This window comes from Streptomyces spongiae, assembly GCF_009377185.1.
GTDB lineage: Bacteria > Actinomycetota > Actinomycetes > Streptomycetales > Streptomycetaceae > Streptomyces > Streptomyces spongiae.
The window spans coordinates 1-12,866 of the sequence record NZ_VJZC01000276.1 but is presented as its reverse complement, the minus strand read 5'-3'; the positions used below and the strand labels follow the sequence as shown (position 1 = coordinate 12,866).

The 12,866-nt window shown below is 70.0% G+C and carries 12 protein-coding genes; 6 read left to right on the top strand and 6 right to left on the bottom strand.

Going from position 1 to position 12,866, the window contains the following annotated elements:
- Positions 1–305 precede the first annotated feature (305 nt).
- Both FNH08_RS29725 and FNH08_RS29720 read left to right on the top strand, forming a co-directional pair.
- Complete coding sequence (locus tag FNH08_RS29725) at positions 306–1,553, top strand: exo-beta-N-acetylmuramidase NamZ family protein (protein ID WP_152774617.1); 1,248 nt, start codon at positions 306–308, stop codon at positions 1,551–1,553.
- A 183-nt stretch (positions 1,554–1,736) separates the two neighbouring features.
- On the top strand, positions 1,737–3,083 hold the full coding sequence (locus FNH08_RS29720) for a serine-threonine protein kinase (protein WP_152774616.1): 1,347 nt from the start codon (positions 1,737–1,739) through the stop codon (positions 3,081–3,083).
- Positions 3,084–3,151: 68 nt separating this feature from the next.
- Here FNH08_RS29720 and FNH08_RS29715 read toward each other — a convergent pair whose 3' ends face one another.
- The gene (locus tag FNH08_RS29715) at positions 3,152–5,950 is read right to left on the bottom strand and encodes a penicillin acylase family protein (RefSeq protein ID WP_152774615.1); all 2,799 of its coding nucleotides are present in this window, start codon (positions 5,948–5,950) and stop codon (positions 3,152–3,154) included.
- A 285-nt stretch (positions 5,951–6,235) separates the two neighbouring features.
- On the opposite strand from FNH08_RS29715, the gene FNH08_RS29710 reads away from it, so the two are divergent.
- Entirely contained in the window at positions 6,236–6,844 is a 609-nt protein-coding gene (locus FNH08_RS29710) for a hypothetical protein (RefSeq protein WP_152774614.1), read from the top strand.
- 174 nt (positions 6,845–7,018) lie between these two features.
- Here the strand turns inward: FNH08_RS29710 and FNH08_RS29705 are convergent, their stop codons facing one another.
- Positions 7,019–7,540 (bottom strand): hypothetical protein, encoded by a 522-nt coding sequence (locus FNH08_RS29705; protein ID WP_152774613.1) that lies wholly within the window; start codon positions 7,538–7,540, stop codon positions 7,019–7,021.
- Between the two features lie 73 nt (positions 7,541–7,613).
- On the opposite strand from FNH08_RS29705, the gene FNH08_RS29700 reads away from it, so the two are divergent.
- A complete protein-coding gene (locus tag FNH08_RS29700) occupies positions 7,614–8,381 on the top strand; it encodes a 3-keto-5-aminohexanoate cleavage protein (protein ID WP_152774612.1) in 768 nt (255 codons plus the stop codon).
- 44 nt (positions 8,382–8,425) lie between these two features.
- Here the strand turns inward: FNH08_RS29700 and soxR are convergent, their stop codons facing one another.
- Entirely contained in the window at positions 8,426–8,941 is a 516-nt protein-coding gene (gene soxR / locus FNH08_RS29695) for a redox-sensitive transcriptional activator SoxR (protein ID WP_322725708.1), read from the bottom strand.
- A 109-nt stretch (positions 8,942–9,050) separates the two neighbouring features.
- On the opposite strand from soxR, the gene FNH08_RS29690 reads away from it, so the two are divergent.
- Positions 9,051–9,512 carry a MaoC family dehydratase gene (locus FNH08_RS29690; RefSeq protein WP_152774611.1) on the top strand — a complete coding sequence of 154 codons (462 nt, stop codon included), beginning with the start codon at positions 9,051–9,053 and terminating at the stop codon, positions 9,510–9,512.
- A 120-nt stretch (positions 9,513–9,632) separates the two neighbouring features.
- Here FNH08_RS29690 and FNH08_RS29685 read toward each other — a convergent pair whose 3' ends face one another.
- The 3 genes from FNH08_RS29685 to FNH08_RS29675 all read right to left on the bottom strand — a co-directional run bounded on the left by FNH08_RS29685 (position 9,633) and on the right by FNH08_RS29675 (position 11,880).
- Positions 9,633–10,259 (bottom strand): TetR/AcrR family transcriptional regulator, encoded by a 627-nt coding sequence (locus FNH08_RS29685; protein ID WP_152774610.1) that lies wholly within the window; start codon positions 10,257–10,259, stop codon positions 9,633–9,635.
- 94 nt (positions 10,260–10,353) lie between these two features.
- The gene (locus FNH08_RS29680) at positions 10,354–10,641 is read right to left on the bottom strand and encodes a YiaA/YiaB family inner membrane protein (RefSeq protein ID WP_152774609.1); all 288 of its coding nucleotides are present in this window, start codon (positions 10,639–10,641) and stop codon (positions 10,354–10,356) included.
- Between the two features lie 87 nt (positions 10,642–10,728).
- On the bottom strand, positions 10,729–11,880 hold the full coding sequence (locus FNH08_RS29675) for an acyl-CoA dehydrogenase family protein (RefSeq protein WP_322725710.1): 1,152 nt from the start codon (positions 11,878–11,880) through the stop codon (positions 10,729–10,731).
- An 84-nt stretch (positions 11,881–11,964) separates the two neighbouring features.
- Between FNH08_RS29675 and FNH08_RS29670 the strand changes: the two genes are divergently transcribed.
- Entirely contained in the window at positions 11,965–12,606 is a 642-nt protein-coding gene (locus tag FNH08_RS29670) for a TetR/AcrR family transcriptional regulator (protein WP_152774608.1), read from the top strand.
- Positions 12,607–12,866 lie beyond the last annotated feature (260 nt).

The following is a 12,866-nucleotide window of genomic DNA, read 5'->3' as shown; positions in this document are numbered from 1 at the left end:
GCCGCCCCCCGCCCCGGTGACCACCACTCCAGCACCCTGCACGGCTCCCACCATCGGCTCCTTCGACGCGACGGAACGACTGAAGCACTCAGACTAACCGGTCGGTATGTGCCAGGGAAAGGGTGACTGCACGAGCCCCATCAGGGGCGCGGGGCTGCATCGATGTGCGGCTCCGCCGCGTGGGCGCGACCAGCCACAGCCGACCCGCACCCAACAGACCACCGAACCCATTCCAGCTCCCTCGCGGAGCACATACCGTGGGCACGACAGTCACGACAATTCCGTCGATCACGGAGGTCCCCACCATGCGGGTGTCCAGACGCCGACTGCTCGCCGCCACCACAGCCACCGCCGCACTGACGGTGGGCCCGGCCCAGGCGGCTCCGGCGGGACCGGCAGGCAGCCACCCGCTCCGCACCGGCTTCGAGCGGCTCGCCGCCGACGGATACGCCCTCCTCGACGGCGAACGCGTCGGCGTCGTCACCAACCCGACAGGCGTCACCCGCGAGGTGCGGCACATCGTCGACGTGATGCACGCCGACGACCGCGTGGACCTGATCGCCGTCTTCGGCCCCGAGCACGGTTTCCGTGGCACGGCCCAGGCGGGCGGCTCGGAGGGCCGCTACGACGACCCGGCGACCGGACTGCCCGTCTACGACACGTACCAGAAGAGCGGTCGGCCGCTCGCCGACATCTTCACCGCCTCCGGCGTCGACACGGTCGTGTTCGACATCCAGGACGTGGGCGCGCGCTTCTACACGTACATCTGGACGCTGTACGACTGCATGGAGGCGGCCCAGCTCGCGGGCAAGCGGTTCGTGGTCCTCGACCGGCCGAACCCCGTGACCGGGCGCTCCGCCCAAGGGCCCGTGCTGCACAAGGAGTTCGCGACGTTCGTCGGCCGGCAGCCGATCTCACAGGCGCACGGGATGACGGTGGCGGAGCTGGCGCGGCTGTTCAACAAGGAATTCCTGACCGCGCCGGTGCCGCTGGACACCGTCCTGATGTCGGGGTGGAGACGGTCTCAGTTCTACGACGCCTCCGCGCTTCCCTGGGTGCCGCCGAGCCCGAACATGCCGACGCCCGACACCGCCCTCGTGTACGCGGGGACGTGCCTCTTCGAGGGGACGAACCTGTCGGAGGGACGGGGCAGCACCCGGCCGTTCGAACTGCTCGGCGCGGAGGGGATCGACCGGCGCTGGGCCGAGGCCGTGAACGAACTCCGGCTGCCCGGTGCGCACTTCAGGGAGGCGTACTTCACGCCCACGTTCTCCAAGTTCCAGGGCAAGACCGTCGGGGGCGTGCAGATCCACGTCCACGACCGGGCCGCGTACGACCCCGTGCGCACCGGTATCGCCCTCCTCGTGACCGCGAAGAAGGTCTGGAGCGGCTTCGCCTGGCGGCCCGACAACTGGATCGACAAGCTGACGGGCTCCGCGCGGGTGCGCACGATGATCGACGCGGGGGCGGACACGGACGAGGTCGTGGCGGGCTGGCAGGACGAGCTGGCGGCGTTCCGGAGGGTGCGCCGGGAGTACCTCCTGTATCGCTGATCCGGCCGCTGTCCGGCCGTGATCCGGTCGCCGGCACAGCGCCCCGCCTCACCCGCCCACCCCAGCACATCAGTTCGGTGCGTCCGGGTCCTGCGTGACGTATGGCCAACCGACGCCACCAGCGGGACGATGCGCACAATGCGCGCAGACCGCACGACCGACGGGGGCCGAAGGGGGCTCGGCATGGCGGATCCGGAGATCGGCGTGACTCCTTACTGGGAGCTGACCTTCGACGCGGACGGTGACGTCGACGGCCGGCAGCGGGACCGGCTCCTGGCGGAGGCCGGGCAGCGCGGGGTGCGGGACCTGGTCGTGTTCGCGCACGGCTGGAACAACGACCGCTCGGGCGCGACGCGGCTCTACAGCCGCTTCTTCGAGCCGTTCCCCGCGCTGGCACCCCGGGCACGCCTCGGCTACGTGGGCGTGCTGTGGCCCTCGATGCGGTTCTCCGACGAGCCGATCCCCGACCTGCCGCGATCGGTGACCGAGGGGGTCTCCGACGGCGTGTCCGGCGTTCCGGCGTCCGCGCGTCCCGTACTCGACAAGGGCACCCGGCACGCGCTCCTGGAGGTGTTCCCGGGACGGGCGACGGTCGTGGAGCAGCTGGCGCGGCTGCTGGACCAACAGCCGGACGAGACCGCCGCGTTGGAGGAGTTCGGACGGCTCGTACGGCTGCTGGTGGAGGTGCGGCCGCAGGGTCCGCAGGCGTCGTTCGCGGCGGACACCCTGGCCGAGGGAGTGCCGGAGAGCGACCCCGAGATGCTCTTCGGGGACACGGTGGCGGTGTGCGGGGAGTTCGCGGCGGCACTGGCGGAGGTGGAGTCGGCGTCCGGCGCCCAGGCCGTCCCCGTACAGCCGCGGTTGTGGGACGGCGGCAAGGAACTGCTGCGCCAGGCCACCTACTTCGCGATGAAGCGGCGCGCGGGCACGGTCGGCGAGCGCGGGCTGGGGCGGGCGATCGGGCAGCTGGCGCGGACGGCTCCCGAAGTGCGGGTGCACCTCGTGGGGCACAGCTTCGGGGCGCGACTGGTGTCGTTCGCGCTGCGGGGGCTGCCCGAGGGCGTGCGCACGGTGAAGTCGGTGACGCTGCTCCAGGGGGCCTTCTCGCACTACGCGTTCGCGGCCCGGCTCCCGCACGACACCCGGGCGAGCGGGGTCCTGCACGGCCAGCAGAAGCGCATCGACGGCCCGCTGGTGTGCTGCCACTCCCGCCACGACTCGGCCCTCGGCACGATCTACCCGCTGGCCTCCCGCATGGCGGGCGACTCCCGCTCGATCGCGGGCTTCGGCATCGGTAGCGTCCTGGGTACGAAGTGGGGCGCGCTGGGCTACGACGGGGTGCAGGCGGTGAAGGGCACCCGCTCCTTCAAGCTCGCCGACGCGCTCAAGGCCCAGCTGCCCACGTCCGGCTGTGTGAACATCGACGCGGCGGCGGTGGTGAAGCGTGGCGGCGCGCCGTCCGGCGCCCACAGCGACATCTGCCACAAGGAGCTGGCGCGGGTGGTGCTGGCGGCGGGCCGTGTCACCTGACCCGCCGCCGCGCACCAGCCGTGCGAACGGAACCACCAGTGGGACGTGGACTACCGGTGGGACGGGAACTACCGGTGGGACGGGAACTCCACCACCTGCTGGAAGGTCGGCCGGTTCTGCCAGCTGATCCTGCCGTGGTTGATGCCGCCGAGCGGGCGCTGGATGATCGAGTCGGCGCACCACTGGTCGCCGGCCGAGCAGTTCGCGTCGCCAGGGTAGACCTGGGCCGCGGTCTTGCCGGCCGCGGTCTTGAGGGTGCTGATGAGGACGTCCCGGCAGCCGCTGAGGGTGCCGCCGCCGCAGTACTTCCGGTCCAGGCCGCCCTGCACCGACTCACCGAGCACGGCCCGGATGTCCTTGTCGACGTAGGACCACCAGCCGTACTGGAAGGAGCTGCCCGCGTGTGAGCCGGTGGGCCCGTGCGCGGCCGACGGGGACTCGTCGATGGGCAGGTTGGCGTTCATGGCGGCGTACAGGCCGCTGCCGAGGCCCGGTTCGAACTCGGCCTTGACCAGCAGGGGCCACCAGGCGTCCAGGATGCGGATCGCTTCGGCGTTGGCGTACGCCTTCGAACCGGCCGAGGTCTCCGTGCGCTTGGCACCCGCCGACACCCACGCCTGCAGTTTGTCGACCGCGGCCTTGGCCGTGGAGTCCGTGACCGTCGAGGAGTTGACGACCCTCAGCAGCTTCGGCAGCACGTCCTCGGCGCGCAGGTCGGCGAGAGCGGCGTCGGCCATCGCCTTCACGAGCTGCGCCCTGGTCACACCGCCCGCCGCCACCAGCTTCTTCACGCGGTCGTCGAGCAGGTTGCCGCGGTGGACGGAGCCGTTGCCCCAGGGGGCCGTGGTGTAGTCCTTGGCCTGCTTGTTGTTCCAGGAGATGTAGTAGTCCTGGTCGATGGAGTTCGGGTGGGCCGAAGGGGGCGTGTAGTCGGCGGTGTTCGTCGACGGGTCCCAGCCCTGCCACTCGTACGCCTGCCGCGCCCACACCGGGAACTCCGCGTCGACCCCGCTCGCGCGCACCGGGTTGTCGCCGCTGTTGTAGTAAGCGGTGTGCTGGGAGTCGGCGTAGAACCAGTTGAAGGTGTAGTTGATGTGCTGCGCGGCCTTCTGGAAGTCCTGCGGGCCCTTGACGTAGTCCGGGTCGTTCAGCATCTGGAAGCCGACGATCGAGTCGGCCTCGTGCATGTAGGAGGAGCGCAGGGTGGTGTACGCGACCTTCTTGCCGCCGACCGTCGCGCGGTGCGTGACCGGGCCGTACTTGGTGCGCCAGACCTGCATGCGGTAGGAGCCCGCCGGGGTGTCGTCGGCCGTGGTCGGCTTCCAGGCGTTGGTCTTCTCGACCTTGTCCATGGCGGTGCAGGTGCCGCGGTAGAGGTAGTGGTAGTCGTCCTGGCACAGCTCGACGGCGTATGTGTCGATGATGTCCTGGCCGGAGGTCGTGGCGCTCCAGGCGTAGTCCTGGCCGCGGCCGAGTTCCACGTACATGCTGAGGCCCGCGAAGGAGGCGCCGCGGGCGCTGATGCCCGGGCCCTGGATCTCCTGCAGCAGGAGCAGTTGCGGGGCGAAGTAGCCGGTCTGGGGACCGAACACGGCGATGGGGTTCCCACTGGCGGTGTGCTTGCCGCTCACCACGAGGGCGTTGGACATGCCGCGTCTGGCCGAGGTGAGGGCGTTCGCGGCGGCCGTGGCCGAGGTGCTGGTGGCGGTGGACGTGGCCGCGCTGCCGGTGCGGTCGTAGACCAGCGGTTCCTCGGTCACCGAGCCGGCGTCGGGCAGGGCGACGCCCTGCGGGTTGTCAGGCTTCGTGGCGTACGGGAAGCTGCCGTCGTGGACGGTGAGCACGGCCTCGGGGTCGTTGCGCTCGCGGAAGGACTCCCACGCCTTGGTGCCTTCGGCCACGCCGTACTTCTCCTGCGCGGCGAGCAGGGAGATCGCGTTGTTGACCTCGCCGCCGCCTCCGGAGCCGAACAGGGCGCCGATCACGGAACCCAGCGCGACCAGGTCGGTGATCTTGAACTTTTCGATGGTACCTGCGTTGGTGATTGAGTCCTTGTGGCCCGTCAGGACGTACTCACCGGGGAAGTACCGTCCGCTGTCGGAGGCGTCGATGTAGGAGTTGATGCCATCGAGGTAGGCGTTCGCGTCGGCGAGGGCCAGCTTGCCGCGCTCGCCGTTCGTCGCGACCGCGTTGTCGATCTGGGCCTGCAGATCGGCCTCGGTGTACGGCGCGTGGCGCCAGAACTCCTGCTCCAGGCCCTGGTTGGAGGGGTCTCCGCCGGCGAACGGGGTCAGCTGGCCGCGGCCGACGTGGCGGAAGACGTCCATCAGCCACAGTCGGTCCTGGGCGGCCGCATAGCCCGCTCCGAACTCGGTGCCGTATCGAGTGGTACCGGTGATGTGCGGCACGCCCGTCTTCTTGTCGCGGACGATCGTCACGTCCGTGCGGCCGGCGGGCTTGAGAGTGGAGGCGACCTGGTCGGAGGGGACACCGAAGGAGGCGTCGTTGAAGAAGGTGTTGATCTTGTCGTTCGTCAGCGAGGAGTAGCCGGTGGCCAGGTTGGCGTACGGCCCGAGTTGGTTGTCGGCGTTCTCGGGCTGGGTGCCGAATGCCTGGTTGAGAAGGATCTGGGCGAGGGTGGCGTTGCCGTTCTGACCGGGCGGAAGGATGTCGGAGCACTGGCCGCCGCAGTAGTCGTTGGCGGCGGCGGCCGCGTCAACCGTGGCTGTTTCCGCGGCGACCGCCGGGGAAAGCGGCGACAACAGACCGGCAACGAGGATGCATATGGATGCGCCCTTGAGGAACTCCGTGAATCGGCGGGGAGTTCTCACTTCGTCGAGCGTGGTGCGTGGGATGCGCCAGGGCATGGCAACTCCTCCTGACGGGGGTGGGGCCAGAGGTTACCGCCGGTATCCCCGAGTTTGAAGATGAGCATGCGTCAACTTTTTGCTAACCGCCACGACAGTCGGCCGCCGACACGGGCCGACGACACGAGGAAGCGGGCCGAGAACCGCTCGGCGGATGGCTTATGGGGGCCATCCAAAAATTGGATGGAGCCAAATCGCGTGTCGATACGTCTATTCGGCGACGTCCGAACGGACGACGCCGAAGTGACCGAAGTACAGGTGCAGGTGTGACGGAGGTGCAGGGCGATGGCCGGCTTCAGGAGTCTGGCGAGACAGGTGCGCGATCCGAGGTGCGATTTGGCACTGCGGCGTTATTCGCTGCGCAAGTGCCTTGAGAGGTTCGCACCGTACGGGCATCGGGCGACCTGGGACCATCTGTGCTCCCGGGCCGGGTTCGGTCCCGAGGACCGTTCCCCGGATCCAGCGCGGCTCGTGGCCGCACTGGACGAGCTGGAGGAGGCCCGCTCCGTCTGGCTCGCCTATGAGGGGGAGTTCGCGCAGCGCCGCAAGAAGGAGAAGCACGACGGGCTGCGCAGGCCGGGCAGTGTGGACGACTGGCACCGGCTGACCTGGGGTGGATTCGGCGTGGCGTGGTGCGACGACCCACGCGTCCACCCCCATGAACCACTGGCCGAGGTGCTGCGCCGCTTGATCGCCGCGCTGGAGCGCGAACCGGGCTCGGTGTGCCCGGTGTGCGAGGGCGGACACCTCACGTGGAAGTACGACCTGGCCCATGAACCGTCATCGGGCCCGGTCTGCACGGAATGCGGCATCGTGGTACCGCGGCCCGTGCTGACACGCGAGGCCCTGGCGGACGCCAGGCGCGTACGGGCACGGCTGCTCGTGTCAGCCTGAGCCGAAGGGCTTGGGCGCCAGGAGGCGCCGCAGTGAATCCGTGCGCGGCGGGGGTGTGCCGGGGATGCCGCACCCCCGTGCGATGAGCGCACGGCGACGACCGATCACCGAATACCGAGCACGGTTCACCGAATACAGATCGCTGATCACCGATGGCCTGTCACGGATCACCGATCACGGGGTCGCGACGTCCGTGTGGATCGCGAGCTTGAACTCCGCGAGTGTGATCGCCGTCTTTATCCTCGCGTCCTTCAACCCGCGCGCCGACACCTTCAGTCCGAGGGGTGTCCCCTTGTGCACGAACATCTGCCACAGGTAGGTGCGGAACTGGCCGCCCCGGGTGATCGTGCTGTCATTGGTGGCCGTGGAGTCGTACCCGTCCTTCGTCGAGTTCAGTGGGTCGCGGACGAACCGCGCCCGGTACTCGATGGCTCTGGGGTCCGCCTCCCAGAAGACCATCGCGGAGACCACACCCCAGCCGTCGTGGCTGGGCCAGATCAGCCCGGAGCGCTGGTCGGGGTACGCCGACGGCTTCGTGCCGCCGTGCGCCGGGTCGTGCATCTTCCAGGGGTCGTACGACTCGCCCTTCCCGTCGAACGGGAAGCGCACGAGGTGGTAGCCGTCCTTGTCGTACGTGATCTTCTGTGCCCCCGACTGTGCGGCATCCCACTTCAACGAGCTGACGACGACGCTCATCGGTACTCCTGTTCTCGACCGGGGTCTCCTCGGACCTCGGCTCGTTGTCAGTGACGACTGGCACCATCGGGGCATGGTGCAGGTCTGTCTGAACGGTGCCCGGGGTTCGGGCGATGGTGCGGTGGTGCCTCTGTCTCCGGGGGCGATGGCCGACTCCGCGGCCGAGGCCGTGGCGGTCGGGGCGTCTGACGTGCACGTCCATCCCAAATCCCCTTGTGGACATGACACGTTGTCGGCGAGAGCGGTTGCGGCGACGGTTGTGGAGATACGGTCGAGAGTGCGTGTGCCGGTCGGAGTGACCACCGGCGCCTGGGCCGAGTCCGACCCGGCCGCCCGCGTGAAACGCGTCCTCTCCTGGACCGTCCTGCCGGACCACGCCTCAGTCAACTGGCATGAACCAGGCGCAGAGGAGGTCGCGGCGGCGCTCCTGGAGCGCGGCGTGGGCGTGGACGCCGGCATCTGGTCCGGCACGGACGGGGCCGCGCGGTTCGCCGCGTCCCCGCTCGGCCCGCGTGTCCTGCGCGTGCTCGCCGAGGTGACGGACACCTCGGCGGACACTGCGGAGGAGTCGGCCCGCGCCCTGCTCACGGAGCTGGGCACCGCCCACGGCCGGCCCGTCCTCCTGCACGGGGAGGAGGACGGCGCCTGGCCGGTGCTGCGACTGGCGGGGCGACTCGGCCTCGCGACCCGAATAGGCGTGGAGGACACGCTGGTCCTGCCGGACGGGGACCGAGCGGGGTCGAACGCTCAGTTGGTGGCGGAGGGGCTGGCTCAGTACAGACGGTCCCAGCGTTCCGGGCAGGGCAGCGGGAGCGCACCCGCACGGGTGGCGAGGCCGTAGGCGTCGTTCGTCGGGACCCGTGGGGCCGGTGAGCCCGCGACCGCTCAGCAGCGGTTGCCGGGCACTTCCTCCGGCTCGGACGCCCGCTGCCGTACGCCGGCGGCCCTGCGCTCGACCATGAGCCGGGAACCGCTCTGCCGCTCGCCGACGACGTCGTCCGGGTTGGACAGTACGCAGCCGTCCAGGGACAGACAGCCGCAGCCGATGCAGTCGGTCAGGTGGTCGCGCAGCCGGTTGAGCTGGTTGATCCGCTCGTCCAGCTCGGACCGCCACGTCTCGGAGAGGTGCGCCCAGTCCTCGCGGGTGGGCGTGCGCTCCTCGGGGAGTTCGGCGAGGGCCTCGCGGATCGTGGCGAGCGGGATACCGACGCGCTGCGCGGCCCGGACGAAGGCCACCCGGCGCAGCGTGTCACGGCTGTAGCGGCGCTGGTTGCCGGAGGTGCGGCGGCTGACGATCAGCCCCTTGGACTCGTAGAAGTGCAGGGCGGACACGGCGGCGCCACTGCGGGCCGACAGCTGGCCGACGGTCAACTCGTGGATCTTCTCGGGGATCTGGGGCACCCCTCAGAGCCTACCCAGCCCGTCACCCGACCGGGCCGTTGACAGGCACCCCGACACCCGACCATGCTAAGCAGTTGCTTAGACATACAGGATTGCGGGAGGCCGGAGCATGGCAGAGCCGAGGACGTTCACGTCCGCCGACGAGCTCAAGGCGGCGGTGGGCGAGCAGCTGGGGTACAGCGACTGGCTGGAGATCGACCAGAAGCGGATCGACCTGTTCGCGGACGCCACGGGTGACCACCAGTGGATCCATGTGGACCCGGAGAAGGCGGCAGCCGGACCCTTCGGGACGACCATCGCGCACGGGTACCTGACCCTGTCGCTGCTGCCGCTGCTGGTGCCGCAGGTGATGAAGGTCGACAACGTCAAGATGGGCGTCAACTACGGCACGAACAAAGTGCGGTTCCCCGCACCCGTCCCCGTGGGTTCGCGGCTGCGCGCCACGGCGGTCCTCAAGGAGGTCACCGAGGCGGGCGGTGGCGTGCAGGTCTCGGCCGCGGTCACGGTTGAGCGTGAGGGCGGGGACAAGCCGGTGTGTGTGGCGGAGTCGGTGTCGCGGTACTACTTCTGAGGTTTCAAGGGGGTGGGTGGCTGCGGCCCTTATGTCGGCCGCGGATTCGCTGTGGCTGGTCGCGCCCACGCGGCGGAGCCGCATATGTCGCAGCCCCGCGCCCCTTTCAGGGGCACGGCCCTACCCCTTCGCCCCCACCATCCTCAGCACGAGGTCGGCGTACAGGGCGCCGACCTCGTCCGGCGTCCTGGGGCCGTTGACGTTGAACCAGCGGGCCACGTCGATGCACAACGACAGGATGGCGATGGTGGTGCCCTTGACGTCGGGGACGTCGAAGTCGCCCGCGGCGACGCCGTCCTCGATGATGCCGCGCACGGCCGCGTCGTTCTGTCGCCGCAGGGCCACGATCTCGGCGCGCGCGTCCGGACCGAGGGCGTCCAGCTCGTACTGCACGACCCGGGCGACGGTGTGCTGCCCGGCGTGCCAGCGCACGAAGGACCGTACGGCCTCGGCGAGCCGCTCGGCCGGGCCGCCCTCGCTCTCACCGGCCGTCCGCAGCACGTCGAGCGCCTTCTCGTGCCCGATGCGGCTGATCCGGTGGAGCAGCTCTTCCTTGGTCTTGTAGTGGATGTAGAGCGCGGCCGGGCTCATGCCCGCGCGGCCCGCGATGTCACGGGTCGTCGTCGCGTGGTAGCCGCGCTCGGCGAATGCCTCCACCGCGGCGACGAGCAGCCGCCGGGCCGCGTCCGGGGTGACCTCGTCCCACGGCTGGACCTCGCCGTCGGCCGTCTCCTCCGCCGTACTCATCGCTCGCTCGCCCCTTCCCGTGGCAGGGTCAACACCATACCTCCGAAGGTGAGCGCTCGCTTAGAGTGCCCGTTCAGGGCCGTACGAAACGCGGTCAGAGCTTGGCGAGCGGATCGTGCTCGGCGAGCAGCTTCTCCAGTCTGGCCTGGTCGACGCGGCTGACGATCTGCCCGGCTTCCTGCTTGTCCCGGATCACCTTGGCGAGGGTGAAGGCGGAGGTCACCAGATACAGAACGGCGATGGCGAGGAAGGCACGCACCCAGGCGTCGGCCTCCAACTGGAAGATGCCGATCGCCGTGGCCACCATGGCGACGGCGAACGAGGCGACGGCCTGACCGAAGTAGGCGGCGGTGGACTGCTGCTTGACCGGTGTCTCACTCATGCGGACAAGGATCGGCGGCCGTGGCCGGCACCACATCCGTCGGAATACTCACCCGCGTACTCAGACGAGCCTGCCCGGAGGGTGCGCTCAGAAGGCCGAAACCCCGGTCAACGCCCGCCCGATGACCAGCTTCTGTATCTGACTGGTGCCCTCGTACAGGGTCATCACGCGGGCGTCCCGCAGCAGCTTGCCGACCGGGTACTCGTCGATGTAGCCGTACCCGCCGAAGACCTGAAGGGCGTTGTTGGCGGCTCGTACGGCGGCCTCGGAGGCGAAGAGCTTGGCCTTGCTCGACTCCGTGGCGAAGGGCAGCCCGCGGTCGACGAGGTCGGCGACGCGCCAGGTGAGCAGCCGTGCCGCGTCGACGTCCACGGCGATGTCGCTGATCAGCTCCTGCACCAACTGATGGTGGGCGATGGCCTTCCCGAACTGCTCACGCTCGGTCGCATACGAGACAGCGGCGTCCAGCGCGGCCTGGGCGATCCCGACGCACCCCGCGGCCACCGACATCCGCCCCTTGGCCAACGCCGACATGGCGACGGCGAACCCCTTGCCCTCGGGCCCCAGCATGGCGCTCGCGGGCACCCGCACGCCGTCGAGCACCAGCTCGGCGGTGGCCTGCCCGCGCAGACCGAGCTTGCCGTGAATCTCACGGCGGCTCAGCCCCGCCGCGTCCGTGGGCACGAGGAAGGCGGAGACACCCTTGTGCCCGGGGGCGTCGGTGGACCGCGCGAACAGCAGCACCACATCCGCCCAGGTCCCGTTGGTGATGAACATCTTGGAGCCGCTGATGACGTAGTCGTCGCCGTCCCGCACGGCCCGGGTCGCGAGGTTCCCCGCGTCCGACCCCGTACCGGGCTCGGTGAGACCGAAACAGCTCAGGTACTCCCCCGATGTGAGCCCCGGCAGCCAGCGCCGCTTCTGCTCCTCGTTCCCCCAGTGCGCGACGGTCTTGGCGACGAGCCCCAGCGAGACGGAGACGATCCCGCGCACGGAGGAGTCACCGCGTCCCAGCTCCTCGGTGACCAGGCAGTACGCGAGGTGATCACCGCCGGAGCCCCCGTACTCCTCGCCAATCGTGAGCCCGAGGAACCCCACCTCGCCCAGCCGCTTCACGATCCCCCGGTCGACGGCCTCGGCGCGGTCCCACTCGGCGACGTACGGAGCGATCTCGCCCGCCACGAAGTCCCTGGCGAGCTGCTGGACGGCGACCTGCTCCTCACTGAGCTCCAGATGCACCACGCGTCACCCCTCGGGAAGACCGACTACTCACCCTTTAAATTACCACTGCTAGTTTAATGACCCAGCCCTACTATGTGCGCCATGGCCCGACCGCGCAAGCCCCTCCTGAGCACCGACCGGATCGTCACCACGGCCCGGACACTGGTGGACACGGAAGGGCTGGCGGCGCTGTCCACCCGCCGCCTCGCCGCCGAGCTGGGCGTGAGCGGCCCGTCCCTCTACAACCACTTCCGCACGAAGGACCAGATCCTCGAAGCCGTGGCGGACTCGGTGAGCGCCCAGGTCGACCTGTCGATGTTCGAGGACGAGCGTGACTGGCGCACCGCGCTCCACGACTGGGCCGTCTCCTACCGGGCCGCCCTGCGCGACCACCCGAACATCGTGCCGGTCCTCGCCCGCGGCCCCGGCCGGCGCCCGGCCGGCCTCCGGCTGGCGGACGCGGTCTTCGGCGCGATGGTCAAGGCGGGCTGGCCTCCGGCTCAGGCCACGTCCATCGGCGCCCTCATGCGCTACTTCATCATGGGCTCCGCCCTCGGGTCCTTCGCCGGCGGTTTCGTCGACGACGAGGCGGCGTACGACCCCGCCGCCTACCCGCACCTCGGCCAGGCCCACCTCCTAGCCGACCAGCAGGACAAGATCGACGACCGCGCCTTCGACACGGGCCTCACCGCCCTGCTGGACGGCCTCACGGCCCAGTTCGAGGGACTCCCTCCGGGGGACTAGCGGGTTCGTCTCATCTGCCGGGTTCCTGTTCGGTGGGCGGCTGCGGGTTGGTTGTGGCTGGTCGCGCAGTTCCCCGCGCCCCTGAAAAGCCTGGGCGCGCCCGGCATCGTGACGCACCGGCCCCGCACGCACCGTCGCCCACCCCGCGCCGTCACCCACCACGCACTGGCAGCCGCGTACGCACGGCAGGGGGTGTGCCGGGAGGTGTCCGCCCGCAGCGGCCGGCGTCCGCCACCGAGCACATGACGCCCCCACAGCCC